The organism is Pantoea sp. X-Soil-ISGK-355 (genome assembly GCF_059730805.1).
Genome location: NZ_AP035971.1, coordinates 3,374,488 through 3,391,561 on the forward strand (window position 1 = coordinate 3,374,488; position 17,074 = coordinate 3,391,561).

The following is a 17,074-nucleotide window of genomic DNA, read 5'->3' on the forward strand; positions in this document are numbered from 1 at the left end:
ATCAATGATATCCTGCGTCTGCTTTGATTTTTCCACGGAATACGTAGTAGCTCCAGAAGGTATAGCCCAGGATCATCGGGATAATCAGCAGGCTACCCACCAGCATAAAGGCCTGACTCTGCGGAGGTGCCGCAGCGGCCCAGATGGTCACGGATGGCGGAATAATGTTTGGCCAGATACTGATGCCCAGTCCAGAGAAGCCCAGGAAGATTAGCGCCAGCGTCAGCAGGAACGGTGAATAGTGTGCCTCGCGTTTGATGGCGCGAATAATGCCCCACGAGCAGAGCAGCACCAGCACCGGAACCGGCAGGAACAGGAACAGATTTGGCGTGCTGAACCAGCGATGAGAAATGTCGGCATGCGCAAACGGCGTCCACAGGCTGACGATGCCAATAATCACTAATAGCGCAATCACCAACGGCGTCGCCAGCGCAGACATCTTACGGTGTAGTTCATTCTCGGTCTTCATGATGAGCCAGGTACAGCCCAGCAGCGCATAGGCCACTACCAGACCCACACCGCAGAACAGCGGGAACGGTGCCAGCCAGTCCATGGCGGAACCGGCAAAGCGGCGCCCCTCAACAGGAATGCCATCCAGCAATGCACCGACCGCCACACCCTGACTGAAAGTGGCGATAATCGAACCGGCAATAAACGACTTGTCCCAGAATGCACGATGGCCTTCCACCGCTTTAAAGCGGAACTCGAAGGCAACGCCGCGGAAAATCAAACCAATCAGCATGGCGGTCAGCGGAATCGACAGTGCATCGGCGATGACTGCATAGGCCAGCGGGAACGCACCGAACAGGCCTGCGCCTCCCAGCACCAGCCAGGTCTCATTACCATCCCAGACCGGCGCGACGGTATTAACCATCATGTCGCGCTCGCCAGCATCTTTATTGAACTGGAACAGCAGACCAATGCCCAGGTCGAAACCATCCATTACGATATACATCAGGGTTGCGAAGACGATAATCACAAACCAGATAACGGAAAAATCGATCATCTTAGTGGTCTCCATCCTTAAAGGTGGCAGCGGAAAGTGGACGCGCTGGCGTTTTCTTCTGACCCGGTCCACCCTCTTCGGTGGTATGACCTTCGCCGACAACCGGTCCCTGCTTAATCAGACGCATCATGTAGTGATACCCCACGCCAAACACCGAGCTATAGACCAGAATAAAGGCCAGCAGGCTGATGCTCATGTGCATATCGCCATGTGCCGAGACCGCATCGATGGTACGCTGAACGCCATAAACCACCCACGGCTGACGACCGATTTCAGTAGTAAACCAGCCAGCCAGAATCGCAATCAGACCCGATGGTCCCATCAGCAGCGCAAACCACAGGAACGGACGCGACTCATAAAGACGCCCTTTAAAACGCAGCCACAGGCTGACCACGCCGAGCGTGATCATCAGCAGGCCCAGCGCCACCATCACGCGGAAGGACCAGAAAATCACCGTTGAATTAGGTCGATCCTCTTTCGGGAACGACTTCAGCGCCGGAACCTGCTTGTCCAGACTATGCGTCAGAATCAGACTGCCGAGATAAGGCACTTCCAGCGCATATTTTGTGCGCTCCTGCTCCATGTCGGGAATACCAAACAGAATCAGCGGTGTGGCTTCACCCGGCGGGTTTTCCCAGTGTCCTTCAATTGCCGCGATCTTGGCAGGCTGATGCTCCAGTGTGTTCAGACCGTGAGCATCACCAATCATTGCCTGAATCGGCGCGACGATCAGCGCCATCCACAACGCCATGGAGAACATCCTGCGGATGGCAGGATTATTGTTGCCCTTCAGCAGATGCCAGGCCGCCGACGACCCAACAAAGAAGGCACTCGCCAGGAACGCCGCCACCGACATATGGAACAACCGGTAAGGGAAAGAGGGGTTAAAGACGATTTTGAACCAATCCTGCGGAACCACGATGCCATTCTGAATGATGTAGCCCTGCGGCGTATGCATCCAGCTGTTAGAGGCCAGGATCCAGAAGGTCGAAATCAGTGTCCCCAGGGCGACCATGCAGGTGGCAAAGAAGTGCAGACCCGGACCTACGCGATTCCAGCCAAACAGCATCACGCCCAGGAAGCCCGCTTCCAGGAAGAACGCCGTCAGCACTTCATAGGTGAGCAGCGGGCCGGTGATACTGCCGGCAAACTCTGAGAAGCCGCTCCAGTTCGTACCGAACTGATAAGCCATTACCAGCCCTGATACCACACCCATACCGAAGTTAACGGCAAAGATTTTGGACCAGAAATGGTAGAGATCGCGATAGGTTTGATCGCGGGTTTTGAGCCACATACCTTCGAGTACAGCCAGGAAGCTGGCGAGACCGATGGTGATGGCGGGAAAGATAATATGGAAGGAAACAGTAAATGCGAACTGAATCCTGGCCAGATGAAAGGCATCTAATCCGAACATTGCTTACCTCTTTGCCACATAGAACACCATGTATTTACTTATTATTAACAACTTAAGCCTGATGCGCTGACTTCTCTGCGCTTATTGAAATTCCCGCCGCAAATTTAGAACTATCCGCGACGAGGAAACAGAAACAGTGGGGTTAATGAAAACTATAACAGTCTTTGTTGATTTTGATCATTGTTTTTAGCGGGAATTACTTATTTAAAAATAAGGCTTAAAGGTTAATCAGAGCGTATTTATGTGTCGTTAATGTTACGGTATTTGTCACTTTAAAATTTCACGTCGGCAAAGCAATACCTGACTAAAAAAAGCCTTCAACCGGCTGTTTTCAGAAGCTATTTTTTTATAAATCCGGTTTTAAAAAAGGTCAAAATTGAGAGTAAATAATTTAAATAACCTTATTTCTTAAAGAGTTACATTAGTAAATAGTTATCTGAACCGCTTTGTTTAATTTTTTGCTTTACCCGGGTTAATCCAGACCTGGATCCTGGCGAAAAATAGCCAGAGCAGCGCAGTTAAGCGCCACCAGAGATGTTAATAAAATGGGTCAAAAAGCCGTTATTAATTAACAGCACGTACGAAGCAGTCAGTTATTCCGGGCCTGAGCTTGATAAAATGATTTAATAACCAGCAAAGAGGCGTAAAAACCGCTGGGGTTATTTTCGCTGCCGTTACGTTATTCCGGTTTCAGGGAGTGAAGTAAGAGAAGAGCAGATCAGAAATCTTCTGCCAGCATCCCCCCTTCACGACGAGATAGCTGACAGGCTGAGAATTTTACTCAGCTGCAGATTTTTCACGCTGTGCCAGAATCCGGCTCAGATTCAGCTCCAGCCAGTCCGCCAGCCCCACCACCTGTTCACTGACTTCACGGCCAAGCGGGGTCAGACGATACTCTACGTGCGGCGGCACAACATCGTAAGCGATGCGCTGCACGAAGCCATCTTCCTCCAGATAGCGCAGATTCTGCGCCAGCATCCGTTCGCTGACGCCACCGACCGCACGGCGCAATGCACTGAAGCGTAGCGTCTGATCCTGCAGGGCCAGCAGGATCAGTACGCTCCAGCGGCTGGTCACCCGTTTTAGTACGTCGCGCGACGGACAGTTAACGTTAAGCAGTTCACCACGACTAAATTTTTCACTCAGTTTTTCAGACATTTAATCTGCACACCTCAAACTAACAATTCTGTAAGTACTTACTAAAAATTAGTTTATATCTTAGTCTGGATTTCACCAACAGCCACAGGAGTCATCCCATGATTGCAGTTACAGGTGCCACCGGCCAGCTGGGCCGAATCGTTATCGATGCATTACTGAAAAAAGTGCCGGCGGCAGAAATTGTTGCCGCTGTGCGTACGCCCGCCAAAGCGGCCGATCTTGCTGCGCTGGGCGTGATTGTGCGCCAGGCCGATTATGGCCAGCCAGAGACGCTGGAGGCCGCTTTTGCAGGCGTGGATAAGCTGCTGCTGATCTCGGGCAGTGAAGTGGGCCAGCGTGAGGCGCAGCATAAAGCTGTCATCGACGCTGCAAAGGCGGCAGGCGTGGGCTTTATCGCCTACACCAGTCTGCTGCATGCGGATACCTCACCGCTGGGTTTAGGTGTTGAACATCGCGCGACTGAAGCGCTGCTGAAAGCCTCGGGTATCCCGTTTGCCCTGCTTCGCAACGGCTGGTACACCGAGAACTATGCCGCCAGCATTCCTCCGGCGCTGGCGCATCATGCGTTTATCGGCGCGGCGGGTGAAGGCCGCATCGCCTCAGCTGCCCGTCAGGATTACGCTGAAGCGGCGGCTGAAGTGATGACCCGTGACGATCAGGCGGGCAAAGTCTATGAGCTGTCCGGCGACGACAGCTACACGCTGGCGCAGTTTGCTGCGGAGATTGCCGCACAGAGTGGGGTGAAGGTCGATTACGTCAACCTGTCTCAGGCTGACTTTGCCGCCGCGCTGAAAGGCGCTGGCCTGCCAGAAGGTCTGGCAGAGATGCTGGCAGATTCTGATGCTGGTGCAGAAAAAGGGGGTCTGTTTGATGATTCGCGTCAGCTGAGCAAACTGATCGGTCGCCCGACCACAAGCTGGCAGGCGGTGATCCGCGCAGCATTGGCAAACCATTAATCCAGCCTTCTCAGAGCGGGCAACCTGGCCCGCTCACTTCCCACTCCTGCCCTGATTTCCGTTGCGTATGCCATTTTCTGCACCCTTTGCAGCTGCGGTTTCTTTTACAAAATGTGAATAAACGCCAGTTTTCTTCAGGTTAAATTTTTTTATTCGGGTCGCTAAGAGATTCATCTGAAATGCGTTTTTTGTGAACACCGCTATATTTGGTTGAATTGACTGGAATTTATTAAAAAAGCTCGATTAATCGACAATTTTTATTACGTTCATAGATATTCTGCATTGTTGTTCCCTGGGATGAGAGGTCTATAATTTGTCCTTTGTGCAACCACGACCGCTCAGGAGGCCGTTATTAATACCCATCGCCAGCAACAAAATGCACTTGAAGAGGTTCGTGCCGGGGCGGAAGTTGAGTATCAATACGATCCCCATGAACTGAAACTGGATCGCATGCAGGATTCTGAACCGGAACCGGAGCTGATTGAAGGCTTACCGGCGCCGGATGCGCTCACGCCTGCCGATCGTTATCTGGAACTGTTTGAACATGTCCAGATGTCGCGGATTTTCGAGGACAGCAAAACCTTCCCCGACTGTTCGCCTAAGTACGATCCGCTGGATGTGCTGATGCGCTATCGTCGACAGAAACGCAGCAGTGATTTTGACCTGTCGCGTTTTGTTGCCGATCACTTTTATCTGCCTGGCGTAAACGAAAGTTTTTATGTCTCCAACCCGGATAAATCGCTCAATGAGCATATCGATGACCTGTGGCCAGTTTTGACCAAAATGCCACAGCAGCATATGCCGCACTCATCGCTGCTGCCGTTACCAAAACCTTATGTAGTTCCGGGCGGACGCTTTGGCGAAACTTACTACTGGGACTCCTACTTCACCATGCTGGGCCTGGCGGAGTCGGGCCGTGATGACCTGCTGCGTCACATGGCGGATAACTTTGCCTGGCTGATCGATAACTACGGTCATGTGCCAAACGGCAACCGTACTTACTATCTCAGCCGTTCCCAGCCGCCGGTATTTGCCCTGATGGTGGAGCTGTTCGAAGAAGATGGCGTGCGCGGTGCTAAGCGCTATCAGGAACAGCTGATGAAGGAGTACCAGTTCTGGATGGATGGTGCCGGCTCACTGATGCCAAACCAGGCTTATCGTCACGTCGTGCGGATGCCAAATGGCTCGCTGCTGAATCGTTACTGGGATGACCGCGATACGCCACGTGATGAGTCGTGGATGGAAGATGTCGAAACCGCGCGCGAATCCAGACGTCCGGCCAGCGAAGTCTATCGTGACCTGCGTGCTGGTGCAGAGTCGGGCTGGGATTACTCCTCGCGCTGGCTGCGTAACCCGAAACGGCTGTCGAGTATCCGTACAACGCAGTTTATCCCCATCGATCTGAACGCGTTCCTGTACAAGCTGGAGCTGATGATTGCCACCCTGTCACACGCCAAAGGTGAAGAGCTGACGGCGCTGGCCTGGCAGAAAAAAGCGGAAACGCGGAAACGTGCTATCACCCGTTACCTCTGGGATAGCACCGCTGGTGTGTTCCGCGACTACGACTGGCGTCGTGAACGTTTCGGTGCTTTTACCGTTGCCTCTGTGGTTCCGCTATTTGTGGGTCTGGCGACGCCGCATCAGGCGCATCTGCAGGCAATCTCACTGCGTCATCTGCTGCTGAGCAACGGTGGCCTGCTGACTTCAATGGTGGAAAGCGGTGAGCAGTGGGATCGTCCCAACGGCTGGGCACCGATGCAGTGGATGGCCGTTGTTGGCCTGAATAACTACGGTGAAGAGACGCTGGCAAGTGAAGTCGCGGTAAACTGGCTTAATACGGTGAATAACTTCTATCAGCTTCACCACAAGCTGGTCGAGAAGTATGACATCAGCGGAGAACGCGCGCGCCCCGGCGGCGGCGGTGAATATCCGTTACAGGATGGCTTTGGCTGGACGAACGGCGTTACCCGTAAGCTGATGACGATGTATGGGCATTTAATGGCTGACTGAGTGTCGCAGCCTCCAAATTACTAAAACGCAAAAAGCCGGGCAATTCCCGGCTTTTTTCATGCAGGCTGTCAGGCGTTACTTCTTCGCTTCAGTGCCCGGCTGTGATGCACGTTGCAGGAACTGCTGAGTCACGTCAGGCAGGTTCTGCAGCAGCCACTCCGCCATGGCCACTTCCTGATCGCGGATCTCGTTGAGAATGCGAACGCCCTGCGTATCGCCTACCTGCTCCGCCGCGGCGATCAGGCTGGTGTAGCTGGCGATCTCAGCATTCTCAAAAACGTAGCCACTGATGGCACCCTTCACCACTTCATCTGAGTTAAACATACCGCCCACCGCCTGGCCGGTCGCCGCCATTTTACCCATCGCATCTTTCATCACAGAGTGATCGATACCGTGGCTGTCGAGCAGTTGTTCCAGCAGGGTCAGCTGATGCTTAGTCTCTTCCAGATGTTGCGCCAGACGCTGTTCCAGCGCCGGATAGTGTTCAAGACGGCCTGACATCTTGCTCAGCATGCTTTCTGCCTGCTTTTCCATCGCATGCGCATCGCGCAGCCAGTCATGATAGTGTTCGATCGCTGTCATGTGTTACTCCTTAAGAGACAGTAATAGCTTCGGCTACCGAGGTGAGTTTCTCATCGGTTTGTTTCTCTTCATCCAGAGTCGCGGCCAGCAGCTCTGCCGCTTTGGTATAACCCAGCTTCAGCGCCAGCGCATGCAACGTACCGTAAGTCGCAATCTCATAGTGCTCCACTTTCTGCGCTGCACCGATCAGCCCCTGATCGCGGATTTCGCCCTTCTCGACCGAGTCGATAATTTCCTGCGCCTCTTCAACCAGACCCTCGAGCGCATGGCATTTCATTCTTTTGATTTTGACTTCAGGTGTTACTTCCACCAGTTCATCAAGTCGTTCAATCTGAGCACGGGTCTCTTCCAAGTGCTGATTGAACGCAGCGATAAGGTTTTCGTCACTGGCTGCGCGCGCCATTTTAGGCAATGCACGGGTTATCTGTTTCTCAGCGCTGTATACATCGGATAGGTCATGGATGAACAGATCGTTTAACGTTTTCACTGTCATAAGATAGCCTCATTGTTTAAAAAGCTGCGTCGATAATAACGCAACGCCAGTCATGTCGTTGACACCTGAAAAGTCTAGTGGAGATTCTTAATATCGCACGTTTCATCAGCCTGAATTTAAGACAGAAGTAGCATATAAAATGCATTTTCCTTTTCACAGCAGTGATTTAGCGGATAAATTTTTTATGGCTCCGGCTTCGCCAGGCAGGTTGAATTTGTACAAAGCAATAAATCGCTGCATAAATTTTTTCAGATTATGTGCATGAAAAAAGCGCCATTTAAAACTTAGTTGTACAGGACTTTATTAATTCGTATAACTTTAAACGATAGAAAATAAAAAACCGGCAGGGAAATCCCAACCGGTTTAATTAACGGTGTCTCTCTGTGCCGATGATAAATCAGCGACATAATTCAGGAGGTAATTATCTTGCAGGCTAATGAAAAGAGAATCTGCACAGCCCGGCAAACGCATTAAACTGCTGTTACAGCGACCTTAAAAGCGTTTAGCTTCTGCGGCTTACCTTACCTCCCTTGCGTCCGGCTTCAATGGCACGTTCGGGATCGTTCTTAAAATTCCCGCCGCTTTTCTGACCGCCCTTGCGTCCTGCTTCCGCAGCACGCTCCTTATCAGCCGCAAAATTTCCGGCCCCACCGCGATATTGAGTCATTCTGTGTTCCTCTTTGAAGTTGAAATCAGAATTTGCACAGTTAATGCTTCATCAGGCCGATTCAGCAACATAAATGTAGACAGAAAATCGGACCGATCAAGAAAGACAAATAAAAATCTGTTACAGCATCACCTTATTGACAGTACAAACTTCATCCGGATTGGTAACGCCTTTCAACTATCGCTCTGTACTATTTAAAAAAGGGATACGGCGTAAAAAAGATTGCTTACAAAAATCGCCGCGCCCTATTAATCGATCATTTTCGAAAAATGTCCAATTGAAAAAATAGTAACCGAAGCGGTACTGAGAAAACCACATCAATATCAGTTAGTGAAGATGATCAACAAACGATCAAATTCCCTAAGCGAAGCGGCAAATAACACTAATTTAGTTTTTCATGACGTTATAAATAAGCGAAGCGTAAAGAGTTAAATCCACCCGCTTAAAATAGCTGAAATTGATCATTAAATGATCAGTTATGCTGTTTTAACGAGAGTTTTAATTCAAATGACACTTCTGATTCTGGAGTGGTAATACCAGGTAAGCGAAGCGGAAAAAGCGAGGCAATTTGCTTCTAAAAACCATAATTAAGAATAATACGAAAAACCTTTTTTTGTCGGTTACTACTGCTTTATCGCACGTCGCGCCAAAGGCAAGGCTCAAAATTATGGATTAAAGGTAGCCGGGACGAGAGATAAGATGACGTACTAACAGCAGGCCAGGCTGCTGTCCGGTCCAGTAGAGCAGTATCAGAAGGAATCCGGGAAAGCGGGCGCAAAGGCCACACCGCGTTTGCCATTTTTCTTAATGCGGTACATGGCTTCATCAGCCCGTGCCAGGGCGGTATCAAAGTCATCTTTTACCCGAACCTGTGACACGCCTACTGACGCGCCTATGTGCGCTTGCCCGTTAGCCAAATCAAAAGGGGTAAGTACCGCGTCAAGGCAGGCATGCGCCAGCTGTCTGACCTGCGGCTCGCTTAGTGCAAACGGCATTAGCAGGACGAATTCATCGCCGCCAAGCCGGCCGATGATCACCTCTGCCGGGGAAAGATCAGTCAATCGCTGACTTAACTGAATTAACACTTCATCACCGCTGCGATGCCCCAGGGTGTCGTTGACGTTTTTAAAGTTATCCAGATCAATAAAAACAACGCAGAGCGGCCCCTGCGCTTTCATTTCACAGAAATCATTTTGCAGAGCATGGCGATTGTTGAGCAGCGTAAGAGGATCGTGCAGCGCCAGCAGGGCGAGCTGCTCTTCATATTGCTTCTCTTTGGTCATGTCGATGTGAGTGCCAATGACTTTAACCGGCTCGCCGTGCGCGTTCCACTCACTGACCCGACCGCGATCCAGCACCCACGTGATACTGCCATTTTTGGCGATCATGCGATGCAGCGCTTCGTAGTAAGGCGCTCTTCCGGCAATGTGATCGTTAAACGCTCGCAAAACCTCGGCGGCGTCATCGGGATGCAGGCTCTCTTTCCACGATTCGAAGTTGGCGTCGGTCTCTTTTGGCTGGAAGCCGAGCATCGCGCCCCAGCGCCGGTTAAAGATCACCAGCTTGCCGCTGGGAATATCGAGCTGCCACAGAAACAGTCCGGTGCCATCCAGCGCCGCATTGAGTTTAGTGCGGGCATCATGCGCTATACGCTTCAGACGCGCATTGTGCTTTTTCAGGTTCTGTATTTGCAGACGCAGCGCTTCTTCTGACATAACCATGTAAGAGGGGTAAAAAGGGGTATTGTGCCTGTCAGGATGATTCTGTAAAGGGTGGCTTATAAAACACGATTAGCCACGGTCAATTGCAGGCTGGACAGGATATCAGGCGGTGCCAGTCTGGCAACGCAGCACAGAGGCGAAGCGGCAAATTGATTTCGCCATGAAATCTGTTTGTATCGTTGTAAATTGAGACAAGCAATGGGCCGGAGAGCGGTGAAAATCAGAATCTTCAGGCAGTAGTGAGTACATCGGTATTACATTCCACTGACCGCAGCAAGGCGCTGTGCATAACCCGCGGCTACGCCAGACCAGGAACCCGATTACCTTACGTGTCACAGCCTGCCGCGGTTAAACCCCACAGTGGCGGTGCCTTGCCGGGTGAGTCAGGTTTACGGATTAAGGACGTCAGGAGCAGATGAAACAGCAAAATAAACAAAGAGAAAGGATAGTAAGGCAGCGCTGCAGGATTGTGTCCTGTCAGACGCTGGCTCAGCGTAATTCTGACTATGCTAAAAAGCTTAATTAAGTTAACGCCCTCACAGCATCTTTATTGTGCGAGCTTATAAAGTTGACCAGGCGTAACCCCGAACATGCTTTTAAAATTTCGCGTGAAATGTGCCTGGTCGGTGAAACCTAATTGAGCTGAAATGTCAGATATAGCTTTCCCCTGAATAATCATATTCTTACCTTGACGCAATCGTGCTCCTTTAATCCATGCAAAAGGCGGAAGTCCCTTAACGTTAGTAAACATTCTGACCAGTTTGACGGGTGAGACGCCTGTTTCATTTGCCAACATTTGAAGCGTAGGAGGAAAATGAAAATCATCCATTAGTCTCGTTACCACATAATCAACGACAGTTTTATCTGTTGTTTTTATCGCGATATGCGGATGTGTGCCTGACCGAGAAAGCACTGATTGCAGAACACTCGCCACGCGTTCGTTAATCTCGCAATCTGACGTGTGGCGATCGAGTGCAAATGCAGCGACCTGACGTATTTCCGCTGCCACATCAGGCGCTGCAATAATGTTTTTTTTGAAATGATCATCACAATCGAGACCGGTAAATTCCATCATTGACTCGGGGGAAACATAAAAGCTGTAGTAGTACCATTCATAGGGTGTAGGCTCAGCAGCCTGAATCTGACCTGGATTATAAATGGTTATCTCATCAACACTGGCCTCAGCATTTTTTCCATCTAACCAAATCTTTTCTCTTCCCGAGACATTAGCACCAATGTAGAACTCATCATGAGAGTGCTTTGGAAAAATATGATTGGTGCTGTCTGATAATGTGACCTCAATTCCGGCGATCTTCCGATATATCGTGATACCCATCTGATTCAACCTTTCCTTTCGTCTTTACGCCCCATATCTCTGATGCAAGAGAGAAGAAAAATATTAACAGAATTGCAACAAGTGAGGAAAGTGATGGCGATAATCTCGGGTCAAATAACTGAAAAATGAAAGTAAAAATCGGATTTACAGAAATAAAAACCATAACTCTGGCAGGGGGTAAAGATTTTATGCCGTACTGCAGACACCAAAGTGGTATAACCACGCCACATATAGCAAGGATGACTATACCCGGTGACAGGGTTTCACCTATCGCACTATAACCAAATGAATCCATGCTATAACTCATTGTTATAAATACTGTAATGTAAAAGCGATGTGCCATGATCGAAGAGGGTAAGCAACCTTTGTCACTCAGTTTTCTGCTAAAAATATTAGAGAAGATACTGAAGACAGAGCAGAGCACCGCCATCATCACGCCAGCCATAACGTCTGATGAAGAATAGTTATAGATAAACCGGCCCTGATGCAAACTAATCAGAGCGAGCCAAAGAGAACAAACAGTAATCCCGGAAATATATATAGCTTTGTATTGATGAGATTCATTTTTAAAAAACATTGGTGCAATGAAAACAATCATTAACGGTGCTACGCCTGTTATAATAGCAGACGCCACCGCGGGCTCAAGACACTTCATGCAATAGAAAAATGTTATCCAGGAACCCGCTGTAGTAATATTTAAAATTACTACGGGTGCAAAAAATCGCACCGTAGAAACATAATTCCTTCGGTTAAAAATAACACCATAAGACTGAAAAAAGAGCATTCCAATTGAAAAGACAATAAAAGTGATGCTTAAAGGATGATTATCCTGAACAAGGAATCCCGAATAAACCTCCTTTCCAGCATCAAGAAAATTATAGAGGAAGACCATCAATAGACCAAAAAGATAATTTTTATTATTCATATTATTCTCAGGCTAAATCAAAAAGTTTACCTTTTTTTTCATAAATTCTGATCTTTGCATGATCACTGTCAATTTGCTTTTCATCTTCATGACACAAGTAAATAACACCTGGATTAGTAAAAAGATCCGTCGTCCTGTATATATTCTCGCCTGCATCTGGCGTGTGCATCATGCCGAAATAGGATGGGAGTAACTTAAGCAATTTTTCGCAATTATTAACTTTAACCACACCCTCAAATTCTGAAGCCAGTGTAATACATTGCAGCTGAGTTTTGAGCATATAATTCTTTCCAAGCCTGGCAGAAAAACGTTCAGGTTTCACATAACGTTCGGCAGTAAGTGTGACATGGCTATATCCCAATGCAGACACAACCGCGTTGTGCATGATAGTTCCCTGCATTCGGGCAGCGGTTTCAATAAGCACAGGCCCGGATTCCGTCATCATTACTTCACTATGAGACGGGCCATTGGCGATACCGAGAAGAGTCAGCGCTTTTTCCATATATCTGACAAGCTGATCCTGTACTTCACCCGAGTAAGGCAGAAGAATTTCCCTTTCACAGATCAGCGATGCATTCTCAACTTCCTTTTTGTCATCAGACCATATCTCTGTAATCAGATGCTGTCCATTGATGCTGACCGCATTGACAATATATTGCCTTCCGATAAGGCGTTCCTGCAAAAGAACAGTGCTATTTTTTAAACCTAATTTATTTTTTTTACCATATATTTTATTAAAGGCATTCTGTACTTCATCAACCGTGTTGCAAAAGCGAACACTATCCGCTCCAGCGCTATCCACGGGTTTGACGACGACAGGCCACTTATTCAGCTCACCAGCCCATTTCTTTGCCTGTTCAACAGAGTCGGTTAAAAACTGAGGTATAGAGCTGATTCCCCCTGATTTTAAGGCCTCCTGCATTGCATATTTATTGCGACGCAAAGCACTGGTGTCTATTGAATTCCCGGGGGTACCCACTAACGAAGACAGGAGGTCTGCAATATAAACACCGGTTTCGGTTCCAGGTGTAATATATTCTGGCGACAGTTGCTTAAGTTCTTCGGCTATCCTCAAAAATTCACTGTGAGATTCATCACCCGGCGAAATCAGGAAATCAAAGGTTTCATGTCTGAATGTTTGCTGATATTCCAGTGGAATCTCCGGGGATGATTGAATATGAATGCAAGTCCAGCCATCTTTTTTGAAAACAGGCGCTAACTCAGCACCTGTAGAATACGCATCAACAATACAGATGTATCTTTTCATTTTAATCCTTTACGTGCAACGATAACCAGATTGTCGTCTTTCTCTTTTTTCTTTAAAGAGAAATCACCCTATAACGACACGCTTTCAAAGCCTGCATTTAATAACTCATCTCTGAGCATTTCTTTCTCATAGAGCCTTGTGAGGCAACTCCAGTGCTGGGATTCATTATGATAATCAACCCTAAGCAGTCTCTTATTCCAATCCATATGAAGATATTCCGTAACGCCATTATCTTCCCGGACTAAAACGCCCTCTGCATTAATTCGATTTCTTGCTCTTTCCATATCAGCAAGTTCCATTACAAGAACACCGCCCGGACGTAATAACCCATACCAGTATCTGAAAAGTGACAGGTCTTCTGCCTCAGTGGTGTAGTACCCGAAACTTGTATATATATTAATTAACAGGTCGTAATTTTTACCGGGAATATCTTTCATATCAGCCTGGTAATAACCTGGGCCTGAGGCATCCTTTTTTGCTATTTCAATTTATTCAGAAGATAAATCTATGGCAGTCACTTTATACCCCTGAAGAAATAAAGCATGACTCATTTTTCCTATGCCGCAGCATATATCTAATACAGACGCGTATTCAGATGGAGGGAACAAATTAGCAAATTTTTCTGATGCGAAAGTATAGTCCTGATAGCGACCGAGATTATTGGGCACTTCTGTAAAAAACACAGGAAATCCTGTTTTATCGTTCATGCCAACTGCTGACATTGTACCCTCCATTATTCTTACTATTTTTTATTGAGCTGTATCTTGTGGATAAATCTCTTCCATTGAATCATGTGTCAGCGATGCGTCGTTAAAGTCCAGCTCATTTGCATACGTAAAAACGATAACTGTGCGACGAGATTCCTGTGTTAACGGCGCTATACGATGAAGAGCATCCCTGGCCCTTAGCAGGTAACACTGGCCACGAGCAACATGACGACTAATAACCGGATATTCAGCCAGCGTCTTTTTAATCCACTCTCTTGTATTCTCTTTCTTCCAGGGAATGCGCGGGATAAATTCAACCCGGGCACCTGAAAGCACATCAGGCTCATCAATTACCCATACTAAAGCATACGAATAGTCATCCCAATGCCAGCCATGAGTATCGCCACTTTTATTTTGGGAATTGATGATAAATTCTTCAGGCTCGTAAGGTACGCGATAAATTTCTTCACCGGTAATTCGGGAAAGAAATTTCAGGACACCTGGGCTGTCGAAAAAGGCAGGAATATATTTCCCTTCTTCACGAATAGCATTACGGCCAACACTATCGTATGCCCTTGGTGTGTTACCACTCTGTTTGATAATAACTTCACGACGCAGCGCATTTTTCTCAAGCAGTGAGCGCGCCTCATCTTCCATCTTCTGTTGTAGATCCAGGGGAAGAAGATCCTCAATGACGACCATTAAATCGTCTTCATAGTCGTTTTTAAAATAGTTGATCAGCGACTCTGGTAATCCATTAATGTGCTGAGAAATTTGTGTTTCAATCTGTTCAACAGTTAACTCCCTTATTTTTATAAATACCCTTTTATGCCTTGTCTTAGACGTTTTAAGCATGCCTTAGCAACATTCATAAATCTTGTATCTCATTTCAATAATCGAACAAAAAACGAACAATCAATTAGGTTCTTCCAGGCCGGGCCGTACGAAAAACGGCCCCATAGCGCAGTCGTTCTTTATCTGCTTACGACGAATCTGTTGGCTCGTGAAGTGCAGATTAACGCTGAAATCAGCGCAGAGGCATACATTCGCTGAGTATTGTCTGTAAACGCAAAAACCCCCGCCGAAGCGAGGGTTTCAAATTATGGAGTCACAGGATGTGGCGAGTGAATCGAACCGTCGATAACGGGTTCGCCTCAAAACGCAAAAACCCGCCAGAGGCGGGTTCTTTAAAGATGGTGCCCGAACCCGGAATCGAACCAGGGACACGGGGATTTTCAATCCCCTGCTCTACCGACTGAGCTATTCGGGCAACGGGGCGCATTAAACCAAAGCGGCCCGGCAGCGTCAAACGCTTTTCACCAAAATCACATCGACTGACGGCTTTTCCATCAACTCAAATATCGGGTTTGACCTGATGCAAAAATGTCGTGGCTGACCGGGTAAATTTTAGTCAGCAGAGCGGTAAAGGCTCCATTGTGCCGCGATTTTGCCGATATAGGAGGTGAGACCAACACTAATAATAAGGATCGCCATGTTTTCCACCATTACATCAGGTATCGCTTCACGCCACGGCTGGCAGAAGCGGGCACACTCAGCGGCCACGCTGAGCTCACTCAACGGCTCCATCGCCATGGTTGAGTTCTCCCCCGATGGCACCATTCTCAGCGCCAATGCGCTGTTTCTGGCGCGCATGGGCTACACGCTGACAGAGATTGAAGGCCAGCACCACAGCCTGTTTTGTACGCCGGAACAGCTTCAGTCGCGCAACTATCAGGATTTCTGGCTGCGACTGAACCGGGGTGAAAGTTTCAGCGATAAATTTCTGCGTATGGCGAAAAACAGCCGCCCAATCTGGCTCGAAGCCAACTATGTGCCGGTGCAAAACCGCCATGGCCGGGTAATTAAAATCGTCAAACTGGCCACCGACATTACAGGTCATATCAACGATGCACAGGAGCAGCGCGCCATCACCACCGCCATTGAACGGTCGATGGCGGTGATCGCCTTTAACCTCAAAGGTGAAGTGCTTAAAGCCAACGACAACTTCCTGAAAACCATGGGCTACCGTCGTGAGGAGGTAGAAGGGATCCACCACCGTCACTTCTGTTCACAGGCTGTACGCGACAGCCGCGAATATAGCGAGTTCTGGCAGCAACTGAACCGGGGTGAATTTGTCTCGGGTCAGTTTCCCCGGGTGAATAAACGTGGCGAGACGGTCTGGCTGCGCGCCACCTACAATCCGGTATTTGACGAGCAGGGCCGGCTCTACAAAATCGTCAAATTCGCCACGGATGTGACGGCACAGGTGGAAAAGAATCAGCAGGAGCATGATGCGGCACAGCGGGCTTATCACACCGCGCTGCAAACGGATGAAAGCACAAAGCTGGGTGCCGATGTTATCGCCAGCAGCGTGCAGACTATGAATGCGCTGGCGGGCGAATTGCAGGGGATCTCCGGTGATATTACCGGCCTGAGTGAGTCCTCCGATCGTATCGGCGCAATTGTGGAAGGCATCCGTCGGATCGCCGATCAGACTAACCTGCTGGCGCTGAATGCCGCCATTGAAGCAGCAAGGGCCGGCACCCATGGCCGTAGCTTTGCGGTGGTGGCTAATGAAGTCCGCACGCTGGCAGCCAACATTAACCGCGCCACGACCGACATCGAAAACCGGATTCAGCAAAATCATCTGCTGGCCAGCCGGGCGCTGAAAGGTATTGAGTCGAACCTGAAACGTGCCGATCAGGGCGTACAGCTGGCTCAGGAGGCGGGCGGCGTGATTGCAGAAATCCGTGAAGGCGCAACGGACGTGGTGCGCGCCATCGGCCAGGTGACAAAGACGCTTAAAGTCTGACACTCTGCGGGGGCGCTCGC

Annotated in this window: 16 protein-coding genes and 1 tRNA gene; 3 read left to right on the top strand and 14 right to left on the bottom strand. The window is 48.8% G+C overall.

The features are described 5' to 3' along the window. Window position 1 precedes the first annotated feature (1 nt). The 3 genes from cydB to AC6I8J_RS15480 all read right to left on the bottom strand — a co-directional run bounded on the left by cydB (window position 2) and on the right by AC6I8J_RS15480 (window position 3,578). Complete coding sequence (cydB, locus tag AC6I8J_RS15470; RefSeq protein WP_497825542.1) at window positions 2-1,006, bottom strand: cytochrome d ubiquinol oxidase subunit II; 1,005 nt, start codon at window positions 1,004-1,006, stop codon at window positions 2-4. Between the two features lies 1 nt (window position 1,007). Continuing rightward, complete coding sequence (locus tag AC6I8J_RS15475) at window positions 1,008-2,420, bottom strand: cytochrome ubiquinol oxidase subunit I (RefSeq protein ID WP_161732683.1); 1,413 nt, start codon at window positions 2,418-2,420, stop codon at window positions 1,008-1,010. 777 nt (window positions 2,421-3,197) lie between these two features. Beyond that, complete coding sequence (locus tag AC6I8J_RS15480; RefSeq protein ID WP_033784031.1) at window positions 3,198-3,578, bottom strand: winged helix-turn-helix transcriptional regulator; 381 nt, start codon at window positions 3,576-3,578, stop codon at window positions 3,198-3,200. 98 nt (window positions 3,579-3,676) lie between these two features. Here AC6I8J_RS15480 and AC6I8J_RS15485 point away from each other — a divergent pair, with 98 nt between their 5' ends. Next, the gene (locus AC6I8J_RS15485; protein ID WP_497825543.1) at window positions 3,677-4,534 is read left to right on the top strand and encodes an SDR family oxidoreductase; all 858 of its coding nucleotides are present in this window, start codon (window positions 3,677-3,679) and stop codon (window positions 4,532-4,534) included. Window positions 4,535-4,885: 351 nt separating this feature from the next. Continuing rightward, window positions 4,886-6,544 carry an alpha,alpha-trehalase TreF gene (treF, locus tag AC6I8J_RS15490; RefSeq protein ID WP_161732733.1) on the top strand — a complete coding sequence of 553 codons (1,659 nt, stop codon included), beginning with the start codon at window positions 4,886-4,888 and terminating at the stop codon, window positions 6,542-6,544. Between the two features lie 75 nt (window positions 6,545-6,619). Here treF and AC6I8J_RS15495 read toward each other — a convergent pair whose 3' ends face one another. The 11 genes from AC6I8J_RS15495 to AC6I8J_RS15545 all read right to left on the bottom strand — a co-directional run bounded on the left by AC6I8J_RS15495 (window position 6,620) and on the right by AC6I8J_RS15545 (window position 15,512). After that, window positions 6,620-7,126, bottom strand: a complete 507-nt coding sequence (locus AC6I8J_RS15495) for a ferritin-like domain-containing protein (RefSeq protein WP_136196597.1) — start codon at window positions 7,124-7,126, stop codon at window positions 6,620-6,622. 10 nt (window positions 7,127-7,136) lie between these two features. Beyond that, window positions 7,137-7,619 carry a YciE/YciF ferroxidase family protein gene (locus AC6I8J_RS15500; protein WP_150015696.1) on the bottom strand — a complete coding sequence of 161 codons (483 nt, stop codon included), beginning with the start codon at window positions 7,617-7,619 and terminating at the stop codon, window positions 7,137-7,139. Between the two features lie 502 nt (window positions 7,620-8,121). Further along, window positions 8,122-8,286, bottom strand: a complete 165-nt coding sequence (locus AC6I8J_RS15505) for a con-10 family general stress protein (protein ID WP_004571242.1) — start codon at window positions 8,284-8,286, stop codon at window positions 8,122-8,124. A 749-nt stretch (window positions 8,287-9,035) separates the two neighbouring features. Beyond that, window positions 9,036-10,001: a sensor domain-containing diguanylate cyclase gene (locus tag AC6I8J_RS15510; RefSeq protein ID WP_260059258.1), complete on the bottom strand. Its 966-nt coding sequence runs from the start codon at window positions 9,999-10,001 to the stop codon at window positions 9,036-9,038. A gap of 553 nt (window positions 10,002-10,554) precedes the next feature. Further along, the gene (locus AC6I8J_RS15515) at window positions 10,555-11,343 is read right to left on the bottom strand and encodes an AraC family transcriptional regulator (protein WP_260059259.1); all 789 of its coding nucleotides are present in this window, start codon (window positions 11,341-11,343) and stop codon (window positions 10,555-10,557) included. After that, the gene (locus AC6I8J_RS15520) at window positions 11,306-12,268 is read right to left on the bottom strand and encodes a DMT family transporter (RefSeq protein ID WP_497825544.1); all 963 of its coding nucleotides are present in this window, start codon (window positions 12,266-12,268) and stop codon (window positions 11,306-11,308) included. The genes AC6I8J_RS15515 and AC6I8J_RS15520 overlap by 38 nt, the downstream gene beginning before the upstream one ends. A 7-nt stretch (window positions 12,269-12,275) precedes the next feature. Further along, window positions 12,276-13,535, bottom strand: a complete 1,260-nt coding sequence (locus AC6I8J_RS15525; protein WP_497825545.1) for an ATP-grasp domain-containing protein — start codon at window positions 13,533-13,535, stop codon at window positions 12,276-12,278. A 68-nt stretch (window positions 13,536-13,603) separates the two neighbouring features. Then, the gene (locus AC6I8J_RS15530) at window positions 13,604-13,972 is read right to left on the bottom strand and encodes a hypothetical protein (RefSeq protein WP_497825546.1); all 369 of its coding nucleotides are present in this window, start codon (window positions 13,970-13,972) and stop codon (window positions 13,604-13,606) included. 51 nt (window positions 13,973-14,023) lie between these two features. Next, window positions 14,024-14,257 (bottom strand): hypothetical protein, encoded by a 234-nt coding sequence (locus tag AC6I8J_RS15535; RefSeq protein ID WP_497825547.1) that lies wholly within the window; start codon window positions 14,255-14,257, stop codon window positions 14,024-14,026. A gap of 27 nt (window positions 14,258-14,284) precedes the next feature. Continuing rightward, a complete protein-coding gene (locus AC6I8J_RS15540) occupies window positions 14,285-15,097 on the bottom strand; it encodes a HalD/BesD family halogenase (protein WP_285087742.1) in 813 nt (270 codons plus the stop codon). A gap of 339 nt (window positions 15,098-15,436) precedes the next feature. After that, window positions 15,437-15,512, bottom strand: a tRNA-Phe gene (locus AC6I8J_RS15545). Window positions 15,513-15,734: 222 nt separating this feature from the next. On the opposite strand from AC6I8J_RS15545, the gene AC6I8J_RS15550 reads away from it, so the two are divergent. Then, window positions 15,735-17,054, top strand: coding sequence for a methyl-accepting chemotaxis protein (locus AC6I8J_RS15550; RefSeq protein ID WP_440829727.1), 1,320 nt, complete (start codon window positions 15,735-15,737; stop codon window positions 17,052-17,054). The last annotated feature ends 20 nt before the right edge of the window (window positions 17,055-17,074 follow it).

Excerpts from the sequence above, each read along its gene's own strand:
- cydB (WP_497825542.1), bottom strand. The coding sequence starts at position 1,006 with ATGATCGATTTTTCCGTTATCTGGTTTGTGATTATCGTCTTCGCAACC.
- AC6I8J_RS15475 (WP_161732683.1), bottom strand. The coding sequence starts at position 2,420 with ATGTTCGGATTAGATGCCTTTCATCTGGCCAGGATTCAGTTCGCATTT.
- AC6I8J_RS15480 (WP_033784031.1), bottom strand. The coding sequence starts at position 3,578 with ATGTCTGAAAAACTGAGTGAAAAATTTAGTCGTGGTGAACTGCTTAAC.
- AC6I8J_RS15485 (WP_497825543.1), top strand. The coding sequence starts at position 3,677 with ATGATTGCAGTTACAGGTGCCACCGGCCAGCTGGGCCGAATCGTTATC.
- AC6I8J_RS15495 (WP_136196597.1), bottom strand. The coding sequence starts at position 7,126 with ATGACAGCGATCGAACACTATCATGACTGGCTGCGCGATGCGCATGCG.
- AC6I8J_RS15500 (WP_150015696.1), bottom strand. The coding sequence starts at position 7,619 with ATGACAGTGAAAACGTTAAACGATCTGTTCATCCATGACCTATCCGAT.
- AC6I8J_RS15505 (WP_004571242.1), bottom strand. The coding sequence starts at position 8,286 with ATGACTCAATATCGCGGTGGGGCCGGAAATTTTGCGGCTGATAAGGAG.
- AC6I8J_RS15510 (WP_260059258.1), bottom strand. The coding sequence starts at position 10,001 with ATGTCAGAAGAAGCGCTGCGTCTGCAAATACAGAACCTGAAAAAGCAC.
- AC6I8J_RS15515 (WP_260059259.1), bottom strand. The coding sequence starts at position 11,343 with ATGGGTATCACGATATATCGGAAGATCGCCGGAATTGAGGTCACATTA.
- AC6I8J_RS15520 (WP_497825544.1), bottom strand. The coding sequence starts at position 12,268 with ATGAATAATAAAAATTATCTTTTTGGTCTATTGATGGTCTTCCTCTAT.
- AC6I8J_RS15525 (WP_497825545.1), bottom strand. The coding sequence starts at position 13,535 with ATGAAAAGATACATCTGTATTGTTGATGCGTATTCTACAGGTGCTGAG.
- AC6I8J_RS15530 (WP_497825546.1), bottom strand. The coding sequence starts at position 13,972 with ATGAAAGATATTCCCGGTAAAAATTACGACCTGTTAATTAATATATAT.
- AC6I8J_RS15535 (WP_497825547.1), bottom strand. The coding sequence starts at position 14,257 with ATGTCAGCAGTTGGCATGAACGATAAAACAGGATTTCCTGTGTTTTTT.
- AC6I8J_RS15540 (WP_285087742.1), bottom strand. The coding sequence starts at position 15,097 with ATGCTTAAAACGTCTAAGACAAGGCATAAAAGGGTATTTATAAAAATA.
- AC6I8J_RS15550 (WP_440829727.1), top strand. The coding sequence starts at position 15,735 with ATGTTTTCCACCATTACATCAGGTATCGCTTCACGCCACGGCTGGCAG.